General features: G+C 47.6%; 25 protein-coding genes and 1 pseudogene. 6 read left to right on the forward strand and 20 right to left on the reverse strand.

The window, feature by feature from the left end; all coding sequences use genetic code 11:
- Positions 1–36 precede the first annotated feature (36 nt).
- The 12 genes from HU824_RS14060 to HU824_RS14115 all read right to left on the reverse strand — a co-directional run bounded on the left by HU824_RS14060 (position 37) and on the right by HU824_RS14115 (position 10,801).
- Positions 37–1,032 carry an alpha/beta hydrolase gene (locus HU824_RS14060; protein WP_176469161.1) on the reverse strand — a complete coding sequence of 332 codons (996 nt, stop codon included), beginning with the start codon at positions 1,030–1,032 and terminating at the stop codon, positions 37–39.
- Positions 1,032–1,778, reverse strand: coding sequence for a shikimate dehydrogenase (locus HU824_RS14065; RefSeq protein ID WP_176469162.1), 747 nt, complete (start codon positions 1,776–1,778; stop codon positions 1,032–1,034). The genes HU824_RS14060 and HU824_RS14065 overlap by 1 nt, the downstream gene beginning before the upstream one ends.
- An 84-nt stretch (positions 1,779–1,862) precedes the next feature.
- Positions 1,863–2,600, reverse strand: coding sequence for a bifunctional demethylmenaquinone methyltransferase/2-methoxy-6-polyprenyl-1,4-benzoquinol methylase UbiE (gene ubiE, locus HU824_RS14070; RefSeq protein ID WP_176469163.1), 738 nt, complete (start codon positions 2,598–2,600; stop codon positions 1,863–1,865).
- Between the two features lie 70 nt (positions 2,601–2,670).
- The gene (locus HU824_RS14075) at positions 2,671–3,615 is read right to left on the reverse strand and encodes a phosphoribosylaminoimidazolesuccinocarboxamide synthase (protein ID WP_148356415.1); all 945 of its coding nucleotides are present in this window, start codon (positions 3,613–3,615) and stop codon (positions 2,671–2,673) included.
- Positions 3,616–3,641: 26 nt separating this feature from the next.
- Positions 3,642–4,643, reverse strand: coding sequence for a PhoH family protein (locus HU824_RS14080; protein WP_136010709.1), 1,002 nt, complete (start codon positions 4,641–4,643; stop codon positions 3,642–3,644).
- Between the two features lie 9 nt (positions 4,644–4,652).
- On the reverse strand, positions 4,653–5,375 hold the full coding sequence (locus HU824_RS14085; protein ID WP_176469164.1) for a M23 family metallopeptidase: 723 nt from the start codon (positions 5,373–5,375) through the stop codon (positions 4,653–4,655).
- Between the two features lie 9 nt (positions 5,376–5,384).
- Complete coding sequence (locus HU824_RS14090) at positions 5,385–6,050, reverse strand: B3/4 domain-containing protein (protein WP_136010707.1); 666 nt, start codon at positions 6,048–6,050, stop codon at positions 5,385–5,387.
- The gene (pgeF, locus tag HU824_RS14095) at positions 6,050–6,877 is read right to left on the reverse strand and encodes a peptidoglycan editing factor PgeF (RefSeq protein ID WP_176469165.1); all 828 of its coding nucleotides are present in this window, start codon (positions 6,875–6,877) and stop codon (positions 6,050–6,052) included. Before pgeF ends, HU824_RS14090 begins: the two co-directional genes overlap by 1 nt.
- Positions 6,874–8,055 carry a GTPase ObgE gene (obgE, locus tag HU824_RS14100; RefSeq protein WP_136010705.1) on the reverse strand — a complete coding sequence of 394 codons (1,182 nt, stop codon included), beginning with the start codon at positions 8,053–8,055 and terminating at the stop codon, positions 6,874–6,876. The genes pgeF and obgE overlap by 4 nt, the downstream gene beginning before the upstream one ends.
- 14 nt (positions 8,056–8,069) lie before the next feature.
- The gene (locus HU824_RS14105) at positions 8,070–8,642 is read right to left on the reverse strand and encodes an adenylate kinase (RefSeq protein ID WP_136010704.1); all 573 of its coding nucleotides are present in this window, start codon (positions 8,640–8,642) and stop codon (positions 8,070–8,072) included.
- Between the two features lie 42 nt (positions 8,643–8,684).
- On the reverse strand, positions 8,685–9,221 hold the full coding sequence (hpt, locus tag HU824_RS14110; protein ID WP_136010703.1) for a hypoxanthine phosphoribosyltransferase: 537 nt from the start codon (positions 9,219–9,221) through the stop codon (positions 8,685–8,687).
- 41 nt (positions 9,222–9,262) lie between these two features.
- Positions 9,263–10,801, reverse strand: a complete 1,539-nt coding sequence (locus HU824_RS14115; RefSeq protein ID WP_136010702.1) for a peptide MFS transporter — start codon at positions 10,799–10,801, stop codon at positions 9,263–9,265.
- A 324-nt stretch (positions 10,802–11,125) separates the two neighbouring features.
- Between HU824_RS14115 and HU824_RS14120 the strand changes: the two genes are divergently transcribed.
- Positions 11,126–12,637, forward strand: a complete 1,512-nt coding sequence (locus tag HU824_RS14120; protein WP_136010700.1) for an NAD(P)H-hydrate dehydratase — start codon at positions 11,126–11,128, stop codon at positions 12,635–12,637.
- 28 nt (positions 12,638–12,665) lie between these two features.
- On the opposite strand, the gene HU824_RS14125 is transcribed toward HU824_RS14120, so the two are convergent.
- On the reverse strand, positions 12,666–13,349 hold the full coding sequence (locus HU824_RS14125; RefSeq protein WP_176469166.1) for a DUF5715 family protein: 684 nt from the start codon (positions 13,347–13,349) through the stop codon (positions 12,666–12,668).
- A gap of 204 nt (positions 13,350–13,553) precedes the next feature.
- On the opposite strand from HU824_RS14125, the gene truA reads away from it, so the two are divergent.
- From truA to HU824_RS14145, 4 genes are all read left to right on the forward strand, one after another.
- Positions 13,554–14,327: a tRNA pseudouridine(38-40) synthase TruA gene (truA, locus tag HU824_RS14130; RefSeq protein ID WP_136010698.1), complete on the forward strand. Its 774-nt coding sequence runs from the start codon at positions 13,554–13,556 to the stop codon at positions 14,325–14,327.
- Between the two features lie 82 nt (positions 14,328–14,409).
- Positions 14,410–15,309: a DMT family transporter gene (locus HU824_RS14135; protein ID WP_176469167.1), complete on the forward strand. Its 900-nt coding sequence runs from the start codon at positions 14,410–14,412 to the stop codon at positions 15,307–15,309.
- A gap of 11 nt (positions 15,310–15,320) precedes the next feature.
- Positions 15,321–15,791, forward strand: a complete 471-nt coding sequence (locus tag HU824_RS14140) for a GAF domain-containing protein (RefSeq protein ID WP_176469168.1) — start codon at positions 15,321–15,323, stop codon at positions 15,789–15,791.
- Positions 15,788–16,447, forward strand: a complete 660-nt coding sequence (locus HU824_RS14145) for a DUF3256 family protein (protein ID WP_176469169.1) — start codon at positions 15,788–15,790, stop codon at positions 16,445–16,447. The genes HU824_RS14140 and HU824_RS14145 overlap by 4 nt, the downstream gene beginning before the upstream one ends.
- Here HU824_RS14145 and HU824_RS14150 read toward each other — a convergent pair.
- The 5 genes and pseudogenes from HU824_RS14150 to HU824_RS14170 form a co-directional block, all read right to left on the reverse strand.
- A complete protein-coding gene (locus tag HU824_RS14150) occupies positions 16,434–17,324 on the reverse strand; it encodes a YitT family protein (protein WP_176469170.1) in 891 nt (296 codons plus the stop codon). The two genes, HU824_RS14145 and HU824_RS14150, sit on opposite strands and share 14 nt — an antisense overlap.
- A gap of 168 nt (positions 17,325–17,492) precedes the next feature.
- Positions 17,493–18,647, reverse strand: coding sequence for an acyltransferase (locus tag HU824_RS14155; protein ID WP_176469171.1), 1,155 nt, complete (start codon positions 18,645–18,647; stop codon positions 17,493–17,495).
- Positions 18,648–18,746: 99 nt separating this feature from the next.
- The gene (locus HU824_RS14160) at positions 18,747–19,310 is read right to left on the reverse strand and encodes a Crp/Fnr family transcriptional regulator (protein WP_176469172.1); all 564 of its coding nucleotides are present in this window, start codon (positions 19,308–19,310) and stop codon (positions 18,747–18,749) included.
- 502 nt (positions 19,311–19,812) lie between these two features.
- Positions 19,813–20,082: pseudogene (locus tag HU824_RS14165) on the reverse strand (Txe/YoeB family addiction module toxin).
- Positions 20,079–20,309 (reverse strand): type II toxin-antitoxin system Phd/YefM family antitoxin, encoded by a 231-nt coding sequence (locus HU824_RS14170; RefSeq protein ID WP_176469173.1) that lies wholly within the window; start codon positions 20,307–20,309, stop codon positions 20,079–20,081. Before HU824_RS14170 ends, HU824_RS14165 begins: the two are co-directional and overlap by 4 nt.
- Before the next feature lie 12 nt (positions 20,310–20,321).
- Between HU824_RS14170 and HU824_RS14175 the strand changes: the two genes are divergently transcribed.
- On the forward strand, positions 20,322–20,852 hold the full coding sequence (locus tag HU824_RS14175; RefSeq protein ID WP_136011521.1) for a hypothetical protein: 531 nt from the start codon (positions 20,322–20,324) through the stop codon (positions 20,850–20,852).
- A 37-nt stretch (positions 20,853–20,889) separates the two neighbouring features.
- Here HU824_RS14175 and HU824_RS14180 read toward each other — a convergent pair whose 3' ends face one another.
- Positions 20,890–21,210 carry a hypothetical protein gene (locus tag HU824_RS14180; RefSeq protein WP_136011520.1) on the reverse strand — a complete coding sequence of 107 codons (321 nt, stop codon included), beginning with the start codon at positions 21,208–21,210 and terminating at the stop codon, positions 20,890–20,892.
- A gap of 7 nt (positions 21,211–21,217) precedes the next feature.
- Complete coding sequence (locus tag HU824_RS14185) at positions 21,218–23,629, reverse strand: TonB-dependent receptor domain-containing protein (protein ID WP_176469174.1); 2,412 nt, start codon at positions 23,627–23,629, stop codon at positions 21,218–21,220.
- Between the last annotated feature and the right edge of the window lie 132 nt (positions 23,630–23,761).

Raw genomic sequence — 23,761 nt, forward strand, 5'->3', positions numbered from 1 at the left:
CTAATATTTGTTGTGGCCAAGATAGGCAAAATCACATCAATGAATGTATTTCCCTACGAATTTCTTTACATGCTCGGTGTATTCCTGCGGATAATCCTTGTAAGACATGGCATGCGTGGCACCGGGTACAATCCATAATTCTTTGGGTTCAGGCTTGGCTTCGTAGAGGGGATAAACCATCCACGTCGGCACAAAGGTGTCGGCATCACCGTGGATGAAGAGCATGGGCAAAGTGCATTTCTTTACTTGCTCCAAGGCAGAAGCTTCACGGAAGTCCCATCCGTACTCCTGCCGAGAGAGCCAGCTTGCTGTATGCAGTAGGGGGAAAGGAGGCAGTCCGAACTGTTCTTTCAATTCTCCGCGAAACTCGTCCCATACGCTTGTATAGCCGCAGTCTTCCACAAAACACTTGATGAAAGGCTGTTGGTATTGGCCATGTTCTACTTCGCCGGATACCATCATGGTGGTGGCGGCTCCCATGGAGATGCCGTGTACTACCATCTTTGTACTGCGGGATGATATGCTGTCTGCATGGCTGCGCCCGAAAAGCTCATCGGCGGTTTCAGTCCATTGCAACACGTCAAGTCGGTCTTTCCAGCCCATCTGTACATGGGTTCCTTCGCTCATTCCGTGTCCGTAAAGGTCGGGAAGCAGGATGTTGAAACCCATCTCCTTGCTGTACAAATAGCCTATCATCAGCATGCGTACGGCATTGTCCGTATATCCATGTACGATGACTGCCGTTTTGTCGGTGGGGAGGGCGGCTGCAACATAGAGCGCATGTAGTGTCTCTCCACGGTCGTTCTCGATGTAGAAGTCCTTCAGTGCTCCTACGGTCATCAGGCTGTCCATCCACGGTTGCAGTTCGGGATAGTGTTCGTACATGAGTTCGTAGGATGAGGCGATGTCGCGGCTTCGTGTCACCAGTTCTTCGGGCTTCAGGGCATATCCTAGCATATAGTACCCTCCGCACAACAGCAAGGTGCAGAGGGCAGCCAGACCGAGAATTGAATATTTGATGGTTTTCTTCATTATCTATTCCAAATTTCCCATGCAGCAAAGGCTTGCAGCAGCAACATCTCCAGTCCGTTTTTAGTGACGGCTCCTTGTGCCTGGCCTTTCTTCATGAAGAGTGTTTCGTTTGGATTATATAACAAATCGTAGAGCAAATGGTTTGGGGTCAGTTGTTCATAAGGGATGTCGGGGCAGAAATCTACTTTGGGATACATGCCTACAGGCGTACAGTTTACGATGACTGTATATTCCTGCATGATTTCCGGTGTCAGTTCGTCATAAGTGAGGTAAGAGGATTCCTTTTTCGTGCGCGATACGAATACGCTTTCGATGCCTAGGTTGGCCAGTCCGCGATAGACGGCTTTGGATGCACCGCCTGTGCCCAGAATCAGCGCCTTCTTGTGATGGGGTTGCAGCAAAGGCTCAATAGACTGTGTAAATCCTATGATATCCGAGTTGTAGCCGACAAGCTTTACTTTTCCCCTCGGCAGGCGGATGATTTTGATGACGTTCACTGCACCGATCTTTGCGGTGTCTTTGTCCAGTTCGTCAAGAAAGGGAATGACCTGCTCCTTGTACGGGATGGTCACATTAAGTCCGCAGAGGTTGGGATTTTCCTCAATGACTTCCATAAAGTCATTGATACTGGGTATCTCAAAGTTTACATATTCAGCGTCGATATTCTCCGATTTGAACTTTTCATTGAAATATCCGATGGAAAACGAATGTCTCAGCGGATAGCCTATTAAACCGTATTTCTGCATAATTCTCTTAGTGTGCTAACGTTAATAATACTATATATCAAGGTGGTAGAGCGGTAATGTGATAGGTGATATCACTTTATCACTCTATTTGGTCGCAGTATAAAGAGTGCATATACCGAATGTCAGTCTGCGGAAATTAACCTGACTGAAACCTGCTTTGCGAATAACTTCCTGCATCACTTCGCCTTGCGGGAAAGCACGGATGCTTTGGGGCAGGTAGGTGTAAGCACTATTGTCCTTTGACAGGCATTTGCCAAGTAGGGGGATGACTACTTTGGAGTAGATGGTGAAAAGTTGTTTCATAGGAAAACGGTCCGGTGTGGAGAGTTCCAGAATGACGAGATGTCCTCCGGCTTTCAGCACGCGGCACATTTCTGCCAACCCTTTGTCCAGCCCTTCGAAGTTGCGGATACCGAACGCTACGGTTACAGCATCGAACGTGTCATCGGCAAATGAGAGAGAGGTGCAATCTTCCCGGGCAAAGGTGATTCGGTCCGAGAGGTGCGCCTGTTTTACTTTATTACGTCCCACGTCCATCATTCCCTCTGAGATGTCGGTGCCTATCAGTTCGTCAGGTTGCAACTCGCGGCAGGCCAGAATGGCAAAGTCACCTGTACCGGTGGCTACGTCCATGATGCGCTTCGGCTGGAAAGGCTTTAACCAATTGATTGCTTTCCGGCGCCAACTGCGGTCGATGCCTAATGAAAGGGTATGGTTCAGCTTGTCATAAGCAGGGGCAATGTTGTCGAACATTTCCTCTATCTGTTCACTCTTCTTTCCATCCTTACCGTAGGGCTTGATATGTTCCTGGGGATAATCCATGTTGATAGAGTTTAGTGATAAGTGACAAGTGATTAATAAATCTATTAATCACTTGTCACTAGGATATTTATCACTTATTTAAGTATTCTGTTACATTCTTTTCAATGCGTTCGGCAATGTTGCTGGTATCTTCCTTTACGAACTTCTCGCCGGTGATATGCTCGTACAGTTCGATATAACGTTCGCTGATTGAAGTAACGATTTCGTCTGTCATTTCCGGTACCTGCTGTCCTTCCTTACCCTGGAAGCCGTTTTCCATCAGCCATTCGCGTACGAATTCCTTGGAAAGTTGCTTCTGCGGTTCGCCGTTGGCAAAACGTTCTTCGTAGCCTTCGGAGTAGAAGTAGCGGCTGGAGTCGGGGGTATGGATTTCGTCCATCAGGTAAATCTTGCCATCGTGCTTGCCGAATTCGTATTTGGTGTCTACCAGAATCAATCCGCGTTCCGCTGCAATCTCGGTGCCGCGTTTGAAGAGGGCCATGGTATATTTTTCCAATACGTCATATTCTTCGGGTGTGGCAAGACCTTGTGCCAGGATTTCTTCTTTGGAGATGTCGGCATCGTGTTCGCCAATCTCGGCTTTAGTGGTCGGGGTGATGATGGGCTCGGGGAATTTCTGGTTTTCCTTCATTCCTTCGGGAAGCTTCACACCGCAGATTTCACGCACGCCGCTTTTGTAAGCACGCCATGCACTGCCACAGAGGTAACCGCGTACAATCATTTCTACGGGGAAACCTTCGCACATCACACCTACCGTCACCATCGGATCGGGAGTAGCCATTTTCCAGTTGGGACAGATGTCGGTAGTGGCATCCAGGAACTTGGCTGCAATCTGGTTCAGCATTTGTCCCTTGAAGGGAATGCCTTTGGGTAATACTACGTCGAAGGCTGAGATACGGTCGGTAGCTACCATGACCAGTTTTTCACCGTTGATGTTGTACACATCGCGAACTTTTCCGTGGTACACGCTTTTCTGTCCGGGAAAGTTAAATTCAGTTGCTGTTAATGCTTTCATCTTTGTAATATTTACGATTTGAGAATTTACTGTTTCTGTTCAATCCTTTTGTCGGTTTGTTCGGTCTTATGCCTTTCACGCTCTGCTTTCGCTTCTTTGTCGAACTTCTCGTAGGCCTCCACAATTTGGGTGACAAGCTTATGGCGCACGATGTCCTTCTTGTTCAGTTCCACAAAGCTGATGCCTTTTACACCTTTCAGAATCTTCAATGCCTGTACCAGACCCGAAGTCTGGGAAGAAGGCAAGTCAATCTGCGTCATGTCTCCCGTTACAATCATTTTGGTGTTCATACCCATGCGGGTGAGGAACATCTTGATCTGCTGGGTAGTGGTGTTCTGCGCTTCGTCCAGAATGACGACGGCATCGTTCAGTGTGCGTCCGCGCATAAAGGCGAGGGGGGCAATCTGGATGACGTTCAGCTCCATGTACTCTTTCAGCTTGGCGGCAGGTATCATGTCCTGCAGGGCATCGTAGAGGGGTTGCAGATACGGGTCTATCTTGTCTTTCATGTCACCGGGCAGGAAGCCGAGCTTTTCTCCGGCTTCTACGGCAGGGCGGCTGAGGATGATTTTCTTGATTTCTTTATTTTTTAGTGCCCGCACGGCAAGTGCGATGGCGGTATAGGTCTTTCCGGAACCGGCAGGACCGATGGCAAACAGCATGTCGTTTTTGGCAAAGGCTTCCACCAGTTTCAGCTGGTTTTCGCTACGTGGTATAATAGGCTTTCCGGTTACGCTGAATACGATGACATTGCCCGATTTCTCGGCCTGCGGGGCATTGCCTTTGATGATGTCGATAATGGCCTCTTCTTTTAAAGAGTTGTACTCGGCACAGTATTTTTCCAGTTTGGTGATGTTCTCCTCGAATGCACACATTTCCTCCTCATCACCCAATACTTTGATGACATTGCCACGGGCAACGATACGAAGTTTGGGGTACAAAGCTTTTATCAGTTGCATGTTGGCGTTGTTTACGCCGTAGAATATTACCGGATCAATATCTTCAAGAACAATCAGTTTTTCTATCATTGATATGCTTTAAAGTTCAATTCGTTCTTTTAGTGAAACGTTTTGCAAATGTAGTGAAACGTTTGGATACTTAAATAGTTCCATTGGGTATTTTTTTTCCAAGGGCTTCGGGTAGATGGTGGGCAATGGTTTCACGACAATCTTGTTTCCGGTTTTCAGGCAGCTGATGCGTTGCCTGTGAAGGGTTTGTTTCTTCATGTCGAAGATGAAGTTGGGGTCGAAGTGCTGGCCATTGACGCGAGTCTCAAAGTGGAGGTGTTCGGTGGTGGCGCGTCCCGTACGTCCAAGCAGGGCGATGGGTTGTCCGGCTTTGACGGTATCTCCGCTGTGTACCAGGTTTTTGGAGTTATGGCTATAGATGGTTTCCAGCCCGAAGGAGTGGCGCACGACTATCACGTTGCCGTATGCGCTGTAGTGCTTGGACATGCGTACCACTCCGTTGAAAGCGCTCCGTATGGTGTCTTTGGCGTGGGTCTTGATGTCGATGCCGCTGTGCCTTCCCCTTCCCCGTCCGTAGGGGGAGATGACTTTTCCGCCGGGCAGGGGAAAGGAGTATTCGCTATCCAATATGGTTTCCAAGGGGAGTTCTATTTCGTTTCGTTGCGAGAACAGTCCGGGGGTGGTGACGCGGACGTGGTTGATTTCCATGGCGGAAAAGCTGTTTTTCTTTTCTTGTGCCGTGGCATCGAGAGGGAGCAGCAGCAGACAGCAGGCAAGAATATGGTTTCTCATGGGATGGTCTTATTCAAAATATTGTATGGTTCCACCGGTGGCGGAAGCGTATTTCTCTAGTAGGTGCAGTATCATTTCGGCGGCTTCTGCCAGTCCTTCCTGACCGTTGTAACCGTTGACAATGGCAAGGATATGACGGGTTTCCAGTCCCATCTTGGTGCGTTCGTGGTCGCTGGTCGGGGTACCGATACCGCCTATACGGTCGCGGTAGACGGGTAGCCCTTCTATGTTCAGCATGCCGCGGCCTATACCCTCGAACGATTCCTCGGCACGTCCTATACCCAGCTCAAGGTCGGTTCCTTGTATCTTGTCGGCATCAAATCCGCCGATAGAGTGGCCCGTGCGTAGGGAAACAAGGTTGATAAGGTCTACCAGCGTGTCAATCTGATAAAGTTCCAGTCCGCGCAGCAACCGTCTGCGCAGGGCTTCGGCAGAGGGACGGTAGCGGCTGGGGTCCTTTCCGCAACGCTTGTAGGCCTCGCGTGTGGCGGCAATGACGGGTTGATACTTGATGCTGTCCGTTGTTTCACGTGCTCTTAGCTCATGGGTGAAAGTTGCGATTTCCTGCCACAACCCTTCACAATATGCGGTATTTGTCACTTCTGCAAATACGGCTGCACCGCGGAATTCGGGGCAATTTTGCTTGATATCTTTAGAAAGTGTGATATGATACATTAATACAATCCGTTTGAATAGGTCAACATGATTCCCGATAACATCCTTCCGGATCTGATACCCATCCGGCGTGCCGAGAAAAACTCTTCATATTGGGTAAAAGTACATATATTGGCTGTCTCTACTTGTGAGGCAGGTACTCCGAAGTCCAGCAATTGCAGTCGGTTGGCGGCCCATAGGTCGATATGGTATTTGTGGGTGTCGGGTTTCCATTCGGAGATGTAATCCATCTGAAAACCGTTCTTACGGAATGCTTCATAGACTTCGTCGCCTATCTCAAAGGCAGAAAGAGAGATGCCGGGGCCGATGCAGGCTATCACTTCTTTACCCTCTGTGCCATAGCAGGCACGCATCTTGTCGAGCGTGTGGCCGAGGATATAATTCACTGTGCCCCGCCATCCGGCATGAACAGCAGCTATCACGGCATTCTTCCGGTCGTAGAGCAGGATGGGAATGCAGTCTGCCGTAGAGATACAGATGCAGTAACCCGGTTCATGGGTTATCAGTGCATCAATGCCTTGCAACATGGAGTGGCGTTCTTCTGCTGTTGCTTGCAGATAGGTTTCATCAATGACAAGTGCCTCTGTCCCGTGGGTCTGAAACGGGATGACCAGTTCTTTGGGACGCCGGGGCAGCGAAGAACATACTATTTCCTGATTGCGGCGCACAGCTTCAGCATCATCTCCGGTATAAGGCGTACAGTTGAGGGAGGCATAGTTGCCCTCACTGCATCCTCCGCGGCGGGTGGTTACAAAACAAGAAATGCCGGGATATGAGGCAAGCAGCTCATATCCCAACATTCTCCTATCTTCAGTAAGAGGAATCATTTTTTGTCTTCCTCCCAATCTTCTTCGTATTCAAAGTCCTCGAGGTCTTCTATGTCCTCATCATCGTTGACGTATTCATAGCTGAGGTCTTCGTCCTCACCCTCTTCCTTCAATTCTTCCTGCAGGTGGCTGAGGTCTTTGGCGCGGTGGGCAATGCTGTCTACTTTGCCTTCTATCTTATTGCTTTCCTTGTTCAGCTCTTCCCAAAGGATGTCTTTCAGCACCGGGATGCCCATGCCGGAGACAGCAGAGATGAATATATGCGGAATTCCTTCGGGGAGTGTCGGTTCTATTTCATCCATCAGTTCCTGGTCGAGCATGTCGCATTTGGTGACGGCAAGCACCCTCTGTTTGTCCAGCATTTCGGGGTTGAAGGTGCGAAGCTCGTTCAAGAGTATGTCGTACTCCTTGCGGATGTCGTCGCTGTCGGCAGGTACCATGAACAGCAACAAGGAGTTGCGCTCGATGTGTCGCAAGAAGCGCAATCCCAATCCTTTGCCCGCACTGGCCCCTTCGATGATGCCGGGAATGTCCGCCATTACAAACGATTTGCTGTCGCGATAGGACACGATGCCCAGATTAGGCTCCAGTGTCGTAAACGGATAATTGGCGATTTTGGGCTTTGCCGCAGAAACGGATGCCAGTAAAGTGGATTTTCCTGCATTGGGAAAACCTACCAGACCGACGTCTGCCAGCAACTTCAGTTCCATGATTACCGTCAGCTCCTGCATCGGTTCGCCGGGTTGTGCAAAACGGGGAGCCTGGCGTGTGGCGGTTTTGAAGTGCCAGTTGCCCAGACCTCCGCGTCCGCCTTTCAGCAAGATGACTTCTTGTTCGTGCTCGGTGACGTCGCAGATATATTCACCCGTTTCGGCGTTGTACACCACCGTGCCGCAGGGCACTTCAATCACCTTGTCTGCTCCGTCCTTGCCGAAGCTTCGGTTTTTGGAGCCGGATTCTCCGTGACCTGCCAGGATGTGGCGGTCATACTTCAGATGGAGTAGCGTCCAGTAGTTGCGGTTACCGCGCAAGATGACATGGCCTCCTCGTCCTCCGTCACCTCCGTCGGGGCCTCCGTTGGGTATGTATTTCTCACGCCGCATATGCGTAGAACCTCGTCCGCCCTTTCCGGAGCGGCAATATATTTTTACGTAGTCAACAAAATTCGATTCAGCCATATTCAGTTTTATTGTTATTTTACTGCGTCAATAGCCTTGCAAACATCGGCAAAGATTTCTTCCAATACGCCGAGGCCCTGGATGTGTTGATATTTGCCTTCTTGCTTGTACCAGTCAATCAGCGGAGCTGTCTGCGAGTGATATACCACCAGACGCTTCTTGATTGTCTCTTCGTTGTCGTCTGCACGTCCTGATTCTTGTCCGCGTTTGATGAGGCGTTTCATCAGTTCTTCCTCGGGTACGTCGAGGTCGAGCATTACGCTGACTTCTTGTCCGCGTTCGGCGAGCATCTTCTTCAATGCTTCGGCCTGGGCGATTGTTCTGGGGAAGCCATCGAAAATCACACCTTTACTATCCTTGAAACTGTCGAATACGCTTGCCAGGATATCAATCATCAACTCATCGGGAATCAGTTGACCTTGGTCGATGTAGCCTTTGGCAGTCTTGCCCAGTTCTGTACCATTCTTCATTTCTGCACGGAGCACGTCTCCGGTGGAGATGTGGTTGATGCCATACTTTTCTACAATCTTTTCACTTTGCGTTCCCTTACCTGAACCGGGAGCACCGAAAATTACAATGTTCAACATTTGCTTAGTTATTATTTAATGATTTACTATATTATGTCTGTATCAGTCTACTACTGTATAAATGTCTGGATAGTTACGTCCGAAGCCGTCATAATCCAACCCGTAACCCACGATGAAGTCGTTCGGAATATTCATGGCCACATATTCTATGTTCAAATCGACTTTCAGCTTATCCGGTTTCACCAGCAGGGAGGCAATATGAATCTCCTTGGGACTGCGGGTACCAAGGGTGTCCAGTAGGCGCTGCATAGTGAGACCCGTATCTACGATGTCTTCTACAATGACCACTGTGCGGTCTGTGAGGTCTTCATTGATGCCTATTACTTCCTTAATTACCCCAGTAGAGGATACTCCTTGATAGGATGCCAATTTGACAAACGAAATTTCGCAGGGTATTGTGATTCGTTTCAACAAATCGGCGGTAAACATGAATGAACCGTTCAGTACGCTGAGGAATAGAGGATTCTTTCCCGCCAGGTCGCGGTTGATTTCGTTCGCTACACGGGTTACTTCTTTCAGTATGTCCTGCTCTTTGATAGAGACTGTGAACATTTTGTCTTTTATTTGTATGGTATCCATAGATGGGATGTTTTTAGAAAGTTGGGGCAAAAATACGATTTTTATTCCACTCCATGCATCATCTTCTGCAATTTCTTTGAAAGCAGGAAGAGGATAAGCGATGCTGTGGCAGACATGACGACAAACACCATGAAGAAATCGTACATCGTCTCGATGTGATAGCCCAGCAGTGTCTTTACCTTTCCGGCTTCGGGATAGAGCCCGCTCAGCGTGCCTGCAAACTTATTGGCAGTGGCAGTGGAGAGATACCATATCCCCATCATCAGCGAGGCGAAGCGGATGGGGGTGAGCTTATTCACCATAGAGAGCCCGATGGGCGAGAGACAGATTTCGCCCATGGTGTGGATAAAGTAGAGCCCCGTCAGCCAGATGAGGCTCACTTTGATGCCCGGCTGCACATCTTTCACCCCAAAGCAGATGACGAGATAGCCCAGTGAAAGTAGTAGCAGACCGATGGCTTGCTTGGTAGGCGAGGCGGGCTCCATGCCCCGCTTGCCCAAAGCACCCCATACACCCGGCATGATGGCGGCAAGTATCACCACAAAGAAGGGATTGAAGGACTGAATCCAGGAGGCGGGCATTTCCCACCCCAGGATGACGCGGTCGGTCTGTTCGGAGGCGAAAAGCGTGAGCGAGGCACCTGCCTGTTCGTAGGCTGCCCAGAAGAAAATGACGAAGAAGGCGATGATGTAGATGACAAAGATGCGGTCGCGCTCCGTCTTGGTGAGCGAGCCTTCCAGCAGGATGCTGACGGGAAACACGATGCAGGCGGTGAAGATGCCGATGCTTATCCAGTCGCCCCCGAAGCACCAGTAGAAGAAACCGGCAAGCGCGATGGCGAGTAGGGAAAGCAGTAGGTAGTTGCGTGCGCTCCGGCCGTTGGCGGGGGCACTCTTCCGGGCAGTGTTGTCTGCCTGAGGCTGCTCCTTGCGGGCATCGGGGATGATGCCGAGAGGTTGGCCGTCGGGGCCGATGAGGTACTTGTTCTTTTGGGTTTCGAAGAGGGCAATTGTCAGCACGGTGACGATGGCGGCAATGAGGAATCCCCATCGGAAGTCGTGAGGGTTGCCCGTCTCTCCAAAATAGCCGCAGACCAGCGGGGCGAGGAAGGAACCCACGTTGACACCCATATAGAAGATGGTGTAGGCGGAATCCAGCCGTTTGTCACCCGGCTCGTAGAGCTGCCCCACCAGGGAGGAGACGGTGGGCTTGAAGCAGCCGTTGCCCAATATAAGGAAAGTCAGTCCGCCGTACATCAGCCAATGCGAAAGCTCACGTGCCTCCAGCATCGAGGCGCTGGCGAACATCAGGAACTGGCCGATTGCCATCATCATCGCTCCCCAGAAGACAGAACGGCGGATGCCCCAGTATTTGTCAGCAATGTAGCCGCCAATCAAAGGTGTCAGATAGACCAGTCCGGTGTAGCTGCCGTAGATGGAGGCGGCGTGCTCCTTGTCGAAAAGAAGTGCCTGGGTGAGAAACAGGATGAAGATGGCACGCATGCCGTAGTAACTGAAACGCTCTGCCGTGCTGGTGGCGAAGATAAGGTAAAGACCTTTGGGATGTCGGGATGTACTCATAGTGTATATTCTTATTGTTTTTCGTTTTTATGATATTGAAAGTGCAAAAATAGTCATTATTTTCTTAAATTGGCGGAGATAATTAATTTATCAAATCCGATAGGGAACACAAGTTTGTGCCAATACGATGGCACAACTTTGCCAATGCGATGGCACAACTTTGCCAATGCGATGGCACAAACATAGGATTAATGGCTTCCTGATAATGCGGAGGACCCTTCTCCGTGACAGCACAAATAACTTGATAAAAAACGCCTTCTCTTTGTATAGTTGAAATCAAAGCTCTATCTTTGCTCTATAATTTAAAACTCAGATAATTCTGTTATGAAGATATTTCCTACTGCAAGCATCAAGCAACTGGATGCAAATACCATAGAGAATGAACCGATTTCTTCCATCGACTTGATGGAACGTGCCTCACACGCATTGGCGGAAGCCATTGAGGAACGCTGGGAGCCGGACACGCCATTTACGGTCTTTGCCGGACCGGGGAACAACGGTGGCGACGCGCTTGCCCTCTCGCGGCTGTTGGCAGCGAAGGGATACCGGCTCGAGGTGTATCTCTTCAATACGAAAGGGACGCTTTCGCAGGACTGTGAGACGAACAAGGAACGGTTGTGCGGCGTGACGGGTGTGGAGTTTCACGAAGTGACGACCCAGTTCGTGCCTCCCACATTGACAGCAGGGCACGTGGTGATAGACGGCCTTTTCGGAAGTGGTCTGGACAAGGCTCTGAGTGGCGGTTTTGCAGCCGTAGTGAAGTACATCAATGCCTCGCCCGCCACGGTGGTAGCCATTGATATCCCGTCGGGACTGATGGGCGAGGACAATACCTATAATATACAGACGAATATCGTCCACGCCCATCTGACGCTAAGCCTACAACTCCCGAAACTGGCATTTCTCTTTGCCGAGAATGAACCGTATGTGGGCGAATGGCAGTTGCTGGACATCGGGCTCAGCAAGGATGCCATACATGACATGGAAACGGACTTCTGTCTGCTAGAGCATGAAGACGTGTCTGCTTTGCTGAAGCCGCGCAGTCGGTTTGCCCATAAAGGGAACTTCGGACGCGCATTGCTGATAGCCGGTTCGCAGGGAATGGCGGGGGCCTCGGTGCTTGCCGCACGCGCCTGCCTGCGTTCGGGTGTGGGGGTGCTGACGGTGCATGTTCCGTTCTGCAACAACTTCATTGTGCAGACTTCCGTGCCCGAAGCCATGACGGAGCTGGACATCAGCGACACTTGCTTTGCCGCCGCCACCGATACGGATGATTATCAGGCCATAGGGATAGGCCCGGGACTGGGAAAGGCGGCAGAAACCGAAGCGGCTCTGTTGGAGCAGATAGATATATGCCAGACTCCGATGGTGGTAGATGCTGATGCCCTGAACTTGCTGGGCGAGAAGCGCAACTATATAGGGCGTCTGCCCAAAGGGAGCATTCTGACTCCGCACCCCAAGGAGCTGGAGCGTCTTGTAGGCAAATGCCAGAATTCGTACGAACGCCTGGTGAAGGCTCGCGAGCTGGCGAAGAGTGCCGGAGTGCACATCATCTTGAAAGGCGCTTATTCTGCCATTGTCACTTCTGCCGGGAAATGCTTTTTCAACCCTACCGGCAATCCGGGTATGGCAACGGGAGGTAGCGGTGATGTGCTGACGGGAGTAGTGCTTGCACTGCTTGCCCAAGGCTATGAGCCGGAAAAGGCAGCCTGCCTGGCCACGTATGTGCACGGACTGGCAGGAGATATTGCCTGCAAGAAGCAGGGGGCAGTGGCGATGACGGCAGGGGATATGGTTGCCTGCCTGCCGCTGGCGTGGAAGATGTTGGAAGAATAAAGAGATAAGTGTAATAACACTTATCTGCTTATTTCCCTCTTGTCGTAATGTGGAAGCATCCTTGCTTCAACTCGTATTTGATGTAGCATTTGTCGGCTTTCCGCAGGTCACGAAGCACTTCCGAAAGAACCAGTTTTAAGGTATCTGCGCTGACATCCTGCAAAGGACGCCCATCCTCGTCTTCTATTTTCTGAAAGCGCTTCCAGCTGACATCGAATGTCGTTCCGTAGAAATGTGCCGAGTTTGGAGAAGCATTGCGGTTGCGGCGGCGCAGGCGTTTTACATCGTTCTGGGTGCGAAGTACGGAAGTCACAATTATCTTGTTTGGATTAAGCCCCTTGGAGGTCAGTGAATCAAGGAAGTTGCGTCCGATGGTGTCCAGCAGGCTGGCTGCGCCCGGAATGAGATAAGGGATGGAATGCGTCAGTGAATCCACGGCATAGAGCTCGTTTGTCGTGATAGGTTGCAGTTGCTCCTTCATCTTTTCTGCTTCCTCGCGGGAGGAAAGCACACGTATGCCGATGGCTTGGGCTGCATTGAGATGTTTCTCATTCAAGTCTCCGAACGAGCGTTTGTAACTGACAACGCCCCGAATGTTGCGTGGTTCGTTCAACTTGAGCGACGTGTCCTTCTTCTTACAGCCGGCAAAGGTGAATGTTGCGGCAGCTGCGGCAATTATCAGTATAGGTAGGATTCTGGAAGAATATCTCATCTTATAAATGTACTACGTCTGTGAAAAATCTGCGTTAATCTGTGTAATCCGTGGTGAAAACCTTGCAAAGATAATTCAAACGTTTTTAAATTGGCACTATCTTTGCTGAAAAAGCGAATATAGGCTGCACTTCAGCATAACTTTTTCATGCGAGCATGAAAGTTCTGTATTCGGTTTGCACTATCTTTGCACACAAAAAAGACCGTGCAACGATATTTTATATACTTGGCTTATGATGGTACCGCTTATCACGGCTGGCAAATCCAGCCGAATGGTGCGAGTGTGCAGGAGTGTTTGATGAAGGCGCTGAGTACCTTGCTGCGTCGCGAGGTGGAAGTAGTGGGAGCGGGGCGTACCGACGCCGGGGTGCATGCCTCATTGATGGTAGCTCACTTTGACAGTGATTCTCCTCTGGACACTGTTTTTATGACGGATAAGCTGAATCGCCTGCTTCCTCCCGATATTTCTGTGTATCGCTTGCGGGCGGTGATACCGGAGGCACATGCACGCTTTGATGCAACTGCACGTATGTATAAGTATTATGTCACTACCGCCAAGTCTCCTTTCAATCGCCAATATCGTTGCCGTCTGTTCCAAACACCGGACTTTGAGCGGATGAATGAGGCGGCCCGAACCTTGTTTGACTATACGGACTTTACCAGCTTCAGCAAACTCCATACCGATGTCAAAACCAATAATTGCAAGATTATGTATGCTTCCTGGACTCGGGTAGACGATGTGACCTGGGTTTTTACCATCCAGGCCGACCGTTTCCTGCGCAACATGGTACGTGCTATTGTCGGCACTTTGCTCGAGGTGGGTCGTGGAAAACTTTCCGTCGAAGGGTTCCGACGCGTCATCGAGCAGAAGAACCGTTGCCGCGCAGGAACTTCCGTTCCCGGAAATGCATTGTTTTTGGTGGACGTAGCCTATCCGGAAGGGCTGTTCTTAAATGAAGAACGGGAAATGAAGGATTGAGGATTAAATATTGCATATATCTTCCCGTTCTTCATTTTCAACTATCAATTCTCAACTATTAACTATCAATTTCCAATTAAAAATGTGGTTATTACTTGCTTTCCTCTCTGCCGCCTTGCTGGGATTTTACGATGTCTTCAAGAAGAAGTCGCTGCGTGACAATGCCGTACTGCCGGTGCTTTTTCTGAACACGTTATTCTCAAGCCTTATATTTCTTCCTTTCATTTTGGTATCTGCCTTTGCGCCGTCGGTGTTGGGAGGCACGATGTTTGATGTCCCCGTGGTGGGGTGGGAGGTACATAAGTTTATTGTTGTCAAGTCGCTCATCGTGCTTTCTTCCTGGATATTAGGATATTTCGGGATGAAGCATCTGCCGCTGACTATCGTGGGACCGATTAATGCGACGCGGCCCGTAATGGTGCTGTTAGGTGCCATGCTTATGTTTGGCGAACGCTTGAACCTTTATCAATGGATTGGCGTGCTGCTTGCCATAGCGTCCTTCTTCATGTTGAGCCGTTCAGGCAAGAAAGAGGGAATAGATTTCAAGCATAACAAATGGATTCTTTTCATCGTGCTGGCGGCCGTTGCCGGAGCTGTCAGCGGGCTGTATGACAAATACCTGATGAAGCAGCTCAATCCGATGCTGGTGCAGTCGTGGTATAATGTCTACCAAGTCTTTATCATGTGCCCCATTATCCTGCTGTTGTGGTACCCCAAACGAAAAGAAAGCACTCCGTTTCGTTGGGACTGGACCATTATCTGCATCTCCATTTTCCTCTGTGCGGCAGACTTTGTCTATTTTTATGCCCTGAGCTATGAGGACTCCATGATTTCCATCGTTTCGATGGTGCGTCGTGGTAGCGTTGTGGTTTCCTTCCTTTTCGGTGCGCTTTTCTTCCGTGAAAAGAATTTAAAAAGCAAGGCTGTCGACCTCATTTTGGTGTTGATTGGAATGTTCTTCCTATATTTGGGGAGTAAATAGACAAGAAATATATGGCAGAAGACTTATATATAAATGCTGGTAGCAAGGCTGAGAAATATCGAGCCCTGCTTCCTCAGCTGAAAAACCTGCTGGCAGGTGAAGATGACTTGATAGCTAATCTGGCAAATGTTTCGGCGGCATTGAAAGAGACTTTCCGTTTCTTCTGGGTAGGATTCTATCTGGTGAAAGGGGAGGAACTGGTGTTGGGACCTTTTCAGGGACCGATAGCTTGTACACGCATCAGGAAAGGTCGGGGTGTTTGCGGAACGGCATGGGATAGAGCCGAGACATTGGTTGTGCCCGATGTGGATGCATTTCCCGGACATATAGCCTGCAGCTCGCTGTCGCGTTCGGAGATTGTGGTTCCGCTGAAGCGTGAGGACGGTGAAGTGTGGGGGGTATTGGATATTGACAGTGACGATTTGGGCAGTTTTGATAAAACAGATGCCCGTTTCCTTGAAGAAATGATTAAAATGTTATGATAAGAAAACTGAGTGCTTTTTTGTTTTTGGCTTTCATCGGATGGGGATATTTGCAGGCCCAGGAAGCCAAGACGTGTTTTAAGAATATGCCGGATTCTATATGTCCGTTGCTTAGTGCCGTGAACCGTGCGGATTTTATAGACTTTCTGGAAAGTAAGATGAAAGCCGAGGTGACCAACAGCCTTGGTGGTAAATCGGAAATGACGAAGCTTTCTCCAGACTATATACATGTGAAGATGACGCCCCAAGGGTCATGGCAGATGAAGCTCTTGCCTACTAGCGATAGTACGAAGGTGATTTGTGTGGTTGCTACGGTTTGTGCTCCGGCCTGCGACAGCCATGTCAAGTTCTATAACACAGACTGGAAGGAGCTGACAGCTTCGTCCTATTTGCCGGCATTGCCCGTTCTGGATGATTTTATCGCTGAGGCCTCGGATACAGTGGATGTCTATGAGTATCAGGATGCCCGTCGCCAGGCCGACATGTTGCTGATGAAAGCAGACCTTTCTGCGGAGGACGCCACGTTGACATTTACTTTTACCACGACCGATTATATGGGTAAAGAAGCGGCGGAGAAACTGAAACCGTTTGTCCGCCGTTTTATTGTTTATACTTGGAATCAAGGGAAGTTTGAGAAGTCCTCTACTTCACTTTGATTTTGTCGAATCCTTCTCCATAGACTCCGATGACTGCACTTTGTGATACAAAAGCATTGGGGTCTATGTCTTTTATGAGCCGGAAGATGATGGTGGACTCCCGTTTCTTGGCCAGCACGAATAGCATTTTTATCTCTTTTCCTGTATAGAAACCCGAAGCGTTGATGACCGTTGCACCTCTATGGGGATATACCTGGATGTGCTTGGCTATCTCTTCATATTTATCGCTGATGATGAAGAATTGTACGGACTGGCGGGCACTATTCACCACTTGGTCGAGCACGAAGCTGCATATGTATAGAGTAACGTAGCCGTACACCACCTTTTCCCAGTCTTTCAGAACAAAGTAGCTGGACGAGATGATGATAAGGTCACATATCAGCATGACTCTGCCCAGCGTGATGTCGCGGTATTTGTTGATTACGGCGGCAATGATGTCCGTGCCGCCGGTACTGCCGTTGTTGGAAAAGGCGATGCCGATGCCGCTACCACAGAAGGAAGCACCGATGACACAAGCCATGAAGGGTTGGTCGTGTAGGAGGACAACACCCTCGGTCAGTTTCTGGATAATGGAAAGGAAAAAGGTCAGGGTGAATACGGCAAAGATTGTCTTTACGCTGAACTTCCATCCCAACACACGTAGGGCAAGCAATAGAAGTATAAAGTTGATGGCGAAGTACGTATATTGGACGGGAAATCCAGTGGCAAAATATACGATGGATGCAATGCCCGGTACGCCACCGGTAGTAATATCGTTGGGAAGCAGGAAGACTGTCCAACCGATACCATATAAGACCATACCCAGAGCAATCATCAGATAATCCCGCAGTTCGCGCATGGTGTTCTGTCGGGAGGGAACATTTACTATTGTTTTCATTATAATTTTATGTGGTTGTAAAAAATGCGGGGACAAAGATACTGCTTATTGGGGATATAATGTAGGAAAAAAATGCAGATTTTTGCAATCAACCTTCATATTTCCGCGTCTAATAAGTAAAAAGAGGAGATTATGAATATGAAAATGTGACGGAAGCAGGAAGCCATTTTACCGTTTCTTGTTCAAGAAGCGTTTGGCCAGATATTTCCGCACCGGTTCATCATAGAATTTCAGGCATAGAGAAGCCAATAATATGTTCCATGCGTAAACACACAAGGCAACCTGCCAGGTCTGTTCCAATGTGAAGAGCTGGTTCTTGATGAGCCATGCATAGAATAAGTACATGAATGGATAATGTATCACATAGATTGGATAGGATATATCTCCCAGGAATTTGCATATCCGGGTTGATTTCTTGTCTGTTGTGGTACCGGAAGCTCCTAACCAGACGAGAACCGGAAAAGCGATGATTACACAGAACGCTTCATAAATGCCATTTGTACAGACCGGTGTTGCACCTTCCAGGTAGGGCACTGAAAACAAGGCGACCAATGCGATGGCACATATCCAGAAAGCACCTTTCACCTTGATAGGCTTGAAGTTGCGTGACAAAAGCATGCCCATGGAGAAAGGAAAAAGCATCCTCAGTAATCCGCCGCCAAAGTTTATTCCGTCCAGTGTCCAGCCCACTCCCATATTTCCATATCCGGAGACATCGAAAATGGCGAATGATGCCAATGCCACTCCCAGCAATATTGTCAGTACGGTTAGGGCTTTGTTTGATAAGCGGTGGATAAATAAAGCATAAAGGATGTTGCCTATATATTCAAAGAACAAGGACCAGCATGGACCATTCAAAGGAAACATTTCGCCATTGCCACGGACTTCATAACCTGCACCCGGCATTGCGGGAATAAAAAATATTGTGCAAAGAAGGGACAGCATAATCATGGAGAGGGCAATATGTGTTCCGTCCCATTGTACACATCCTTGAAGACAGAAGGTAATGGTGCCTAGGACGGCCCCCATAATGGCCATCGGATGGAGACGTATCAGGCGCCGTTTAAAGAAGTTTCTCATTGTGAGGCTCCTGCCCCAACGGTCATCATAGGCATACCCGATAACGAATCCCGATAGTATAAAGAAGAAATCTACAGCTAAATAACCGTGGTTGAAGGTGTCGATAATGCCACCACCGGCAAAAGCATAGCCTTCGAATATATGATACCATATAACCATTAAGGCTGCTACGCCACGGAGCCCGTCGAGAAGGTCATAGTGTGCTTTGGTGTCTGAGAAGGCAGAAGATGAAATGTGTGACATCTGTTTTTTCTATTGTTTGGTTAATGTTTTCGGATGCCAAAGATACGCCATGCGAAACGAAGTTCTTTTGCTTAAAAGCAAAAAAAGAACGACGAGTTTCTATTTTTTTGCGCGTATCCGGCTGAGGGTATAAATGGAAATACCCAGAAAGGCTGCCACATATTTTAGCTTCACCCGGTTTATCAGTCCGGGGTAACGGTGGTTAAATTGTTCGTACCGCTCTTTGGGAGGCAGTTGGAGTCTTTCCGCAAACATGTGACTGAGCTCTTTGTTTACGTTCTGATGCAATATTCTGCCCCAGTTGGCTATATCGATATATGTTTCGTAGAGAGCGTTTAACTTGTTTATGTGGATAGTATAGATTTTGCAGTCCGAAAGAGTCTCAATACTTTCTATTGACGGCTGTTGATAATATAGTGAATCCATTCCGAAGGTTACATCACCTTCCTGGCTGAACCAAGTGGTGGTATCTTGTCCGTCGTGATGAAATACGGAACGGGTGACTCCTTCCTCAATGAAATATACCAGTCGGTCTGTCACTCCCGCTCGTACTATATAAGTACCTTTAGGGTAGTACCTTACTTGCATATTTGTCAGAAGCGCCTGCAGTGCCTCATCAGAAACCGGGTAAATCTGCCTGATTTTATGAATGATATTGTTCATGGAAAGGGAACTTTTTATTCGTTTGCAAACTTACATAATTTGATTAGAGCCTGTTTAAATTTTCTTCAAAAAGTTTTTTCAGCTTCTTCCCAAGCTTCTTTCCGGTCTGTTTTTCTGTTTCTATTCGTCACATAGCCCGCTATGCTCTTCATTAAAACAGAAAAACATCCTCAAAAAGAACTCTTAAAAGAATGCTGAATAAAATTTAAACAGGCTCTAACTAAAATAGGGCTTTGATATACAAATGTGTGCATTGCTTTATAAGCGTTTATGGTATAATGGGATTTTTCTTGTAAAAAAGATACCTGTTCTTAGAATGTTGTTTCTTTGTCGAAAACGGTAGTCTACGAATAAAATATTTGTATGTGAACGATGCTATTACCATATATTAAAGGAATGTGACTTCGATTTGATTGCTCTTTATTTGATTGGAGTGTATAAACAGAAAAAGGACACCCGACTTAATAGCTGTCCTTCTAATTAATAAGATGGGATAATATAGTTACTTCTTGGAATAGTGATATTTCATGGAGAATATGTAAATTACTATCATATCATCATGCACAGAATAAATAAGTCTATGCTCTGAGTTAATTCGCCTTGACCATTTACCTGCCAATTCATATTTGAGAGGTTCAGGTTTACCTATGCCAGTGTAAGGATGTTCCAATATATCTGCGAGCAGTTTCTTAATGCGTTTGGTCATGTCGGAATCATTCTTCTCCTAATATGACCACTGTTCCTTGGCAATAGGAGTAAATATCAATTTCATAGTTCGTCTAAGTTTACTTCTATTCCTCTGCCTGCCTTTAGGTCTTCTTCTCCTTTACGAATATCGTTCATGGTTTGTTCAGAAGACATGATATATTCGGTCTCCTTCAAAGAATTATATTCTTCCAAAGAAATCATTACTACTCCCGTACCATTACTACGATTGATAAGTACCGTATCGCAATCGTCAATGCCGTCAATACCGCATGGCATGATTCCGAGATACATACCTTCGAACAGTTGGAAGCAAGCCTGAAAGCCTCCGGCGTAGAGTTAAAATACAAGTATCGCCGAGGCACAGAGGAAATCCAAGGCCTTTCATTCATCTGCAAAGGCAAGTGTTTTCCTGCCTCTAAGATTGACCGCCGTTTCAGTTTCGGTAGTATCAAGGCTCATCTTGCAAAGAACAAACCGTTGCATCCGCAATCCCGATGGATGTATGCCGATGGCACAAATCCTGATGCTCCGGCACAGTCGCAAGGACACAACAATTTCGGACTATATGGAGGGGCATCCCAATCCCCCACCGAAGAAGGCCCATGTACGGTATCGGGGGGGGCGACAGCGAAACGTGGCCGGAATTCCGTCGCCGACATCCGGAGATGTCACCGACAGAAGCCCTTGCCGCTTTCAGAGCCAAGAAACGAGGCAAGAATCTTAACGGAGACTTTTCAATGGGCGGTATGCACTAATATCCTCTATAACCCTATTAAAGACAGGCAACCCCGACAATCACTGCCGGGGTTGCCTGTCTTCTTGCATGAAATATAGCTGTTTTCTGTAAATATTAATTAGGATTTGGAGTATGCTATTGACACACCTTAAACCTTTTCTTCCTTCCGTTAATCCGAAGTGTTACTTTCGGATTAGAGAATTGGGTGATATGGGGAAAGGTAAGTGTTACCGTTGCAGTACCATCTTTGACACTTACTGTTACAGAAGTGGCGGAGTATTCTTTGCCGTAGGTAACGAGTTTTACATCCGTTACCTCGTACCGGCTACCAGCCTTATCATCTGTAAAGACGATAGTGACTTCGTTGTCGTAGTTGTTGAACCCCTGACAGTGCGGTTCTGCGTAGGCTATTCCGCAGACCAAAGACAGGATGAATGAGATGATAAAAGTTTTCATGTTATTTTTAGAATCGGTTCATCTCATTTGTTCCGGCACCTTGTCCTCTATATCTGTCACGGGAAGAATTAAAGGTGTATTGCAGGGTCAGCATGAACGTGCGGTTGTTTGTCGTATTGAACTTATGTATGGTAACATCCTTGTTCAACAACGTGGCATCACGATTACTCTTATTAAAGATGTCGTTGGCCTCCAAAGTTACACTGAACTGATTATTGAAGAACGCTTTATAGAGTTTGGCATTGAGATACGACGATGAGGATTGTTTCATGTTGTCATCGTTACCGCCGCTCATCCACTGCATATCTACATTCAGCCAAATATCGTAGGGAAGATGAATGGCATTCTGAAATTGCATAAGTCCTATGGGGTTGTTAAGGCTCTTACGACCATCAGCATAATCTATGGTAAGCCACTGTTTCATAATGCCGACATTTATTTTAGGCTGCCATACACCCACCTTAAACTGTGCGCCGACAAATGCCTGAAGATTATGTATCTTGGGGAAATTTGCCATCGTTATAAGTTTGACCTCTGCATCATCCGCATAGGGATATGTGGTGTTCATTATCGGGTCTTTCTTATATGTGTAGGTTATCTGCCCGAAGAATTGGCGCCATGCCCCCATAAGTTCAACAGAATGCATCTTCTCCGGCTTTAAGAACGGATTACCACCTTCGAGGGTAAAGCGGTTGATATAATCCACTGTTCCGTCAAGGTCAGCATAGCTTGGCCGTTGGGTCTTATGTGTATAGCTCATTGACAACTGCACGTTTCTTATCATGGTTGACAGCGATAATGAGGGGAACAGATTATTATATATTTTGCTCTGATCTTCCTTTTTTTGTCCGTTTTCGAGATATTCAAATCTTACATGCTCATACCGCAATCCAACACCTAAATTGAATTGTCCGAAAGTCTGGCCGATTTCCACAAATCCGGCAATGTTGTTTTCGTCAACTCTTGAATCTGCGTTGCCTATTAAAGTAGCATCGGTGTTGTATTCGGATGAGAAACGCGATGATGTGTATTCCTCTCCGAACTCAATACCGCCTTTCCCAAAAGGATAGCTTAATACAAGTTTTTCAGCCAACATTCGGCTTCTGCTTACACCGAGAGAATTTACAAGGGAATTGTTTTGGGTGTCGCTTGTTTCATTATTAAACATGGAGTTGCGATTTTTTCGCCACATATAATCCATGTTGAAGTCAATACCGAACTTCCCGATTTCTCCGTTATAATAGAGATTGGCGTGATGCTTGGGTAACGTATTGTTGTTACTACGACCATACATTGAGAGATTGTCATAGGGCTGTCCGTCTGCCAACACACGGCTTATTCCGGTGTGTTCAGATCTTTGCTTTGTAAATCCATTGGAGTAATAAGCACCTATGGAATGGCTGTCATTGAACATATAGGAGAATCCGGCTTTGCCGAAAAACTCATTTGTTCTCATGGAACCGTCCTGTGTAAGAAGTTGATTCCACACGGTTGTTGATTGAGTCAACATATCGACTCTATTACTGCTTTGGAATTTTCCTCCGATGTATCCGAAATTACCGAATAACTCCAATCCGCCAGTTCTAAATTTGAAATTAGCCTGATCCACTGTGCGGAAATATTTCTGCATAACTCCTTGTGCACGGAACGTTCCGCTGAAGCCATCTCCATGCGGGCGTTTAGTACGGATACGGATTACAGATTTGACTGAGGCATCGTATTTAGCACCGGGATTGGTAATTACCTCCACATTCTTTATGTCGGCAGAATTTAACTGCGATAGTTGTGCGAGGTCTTGTACCTCACGGCCATTTATATAAATAGCCGGAGAGCCTTTGCCAAATACCTCGAAATTACCGTCACGCCCAAGCACCATAGGCACTTGTGTAAGCACGTCATTGGCGGTGCCGGCGTGTTCAAGTTGCGACCCTGCCACATTGGTAACAAGAGCATCACCTTTGATTGCAGTAACAGGACGGTTGGATTTCACAACAACCTCACCGAGCATCACACTTTCGGGATTTAATTGGATAACTCCAAGATTCCCGGTAGCCGGAATATCCATAGTTTTGGTTGAGTAGGCTATTGACGAAAGCCTTATGAATTTCGGATTGCCTTGTGGTTTCTCAAAAAGGAATCCGCCGTTTTCATCGGTAACGGTACCGGCTATGTAGGTGGAATCGGCTTTGAGAAGCACGACATTCACGAAGTCGAGAGGCGAATTGTTTTCATCTACGACTTTGCCTATAATGTTTCTACACAGTGTATTCTCATTCTTATCTTCCATTAGAGATAAAAGTGTCCCAATCAGAGCTTCCTCTTGACTTGAGAACTGAGCCGTATCTAATGGGTCTGATGTCTGCGCAAAGTCTTGCAATACGCAGATCATCGCAATGACGAAAGTTAATACTGTTTTCATTGTATATTATTTAATCGTTATATTTTTGCATAAAGTTTCAACATCAGAGTGTGGAATAAGACCGATGTTTCCATGGTCATAAAGACCGTGAGATATGTTTAGCCCCCACACTTTATACATCAGAAACCGGAT

Origin of the sequence: Bacteroides sp. L10-4 (assembly GCF_013373675.1) — a bacterium.
Taxonomy (GTDB): Bacteria; Bacteroidota; Bacteroidia; order Bacteroidales; family Bacteroidaceae; genus Bacteroides; species Bacteroides muris.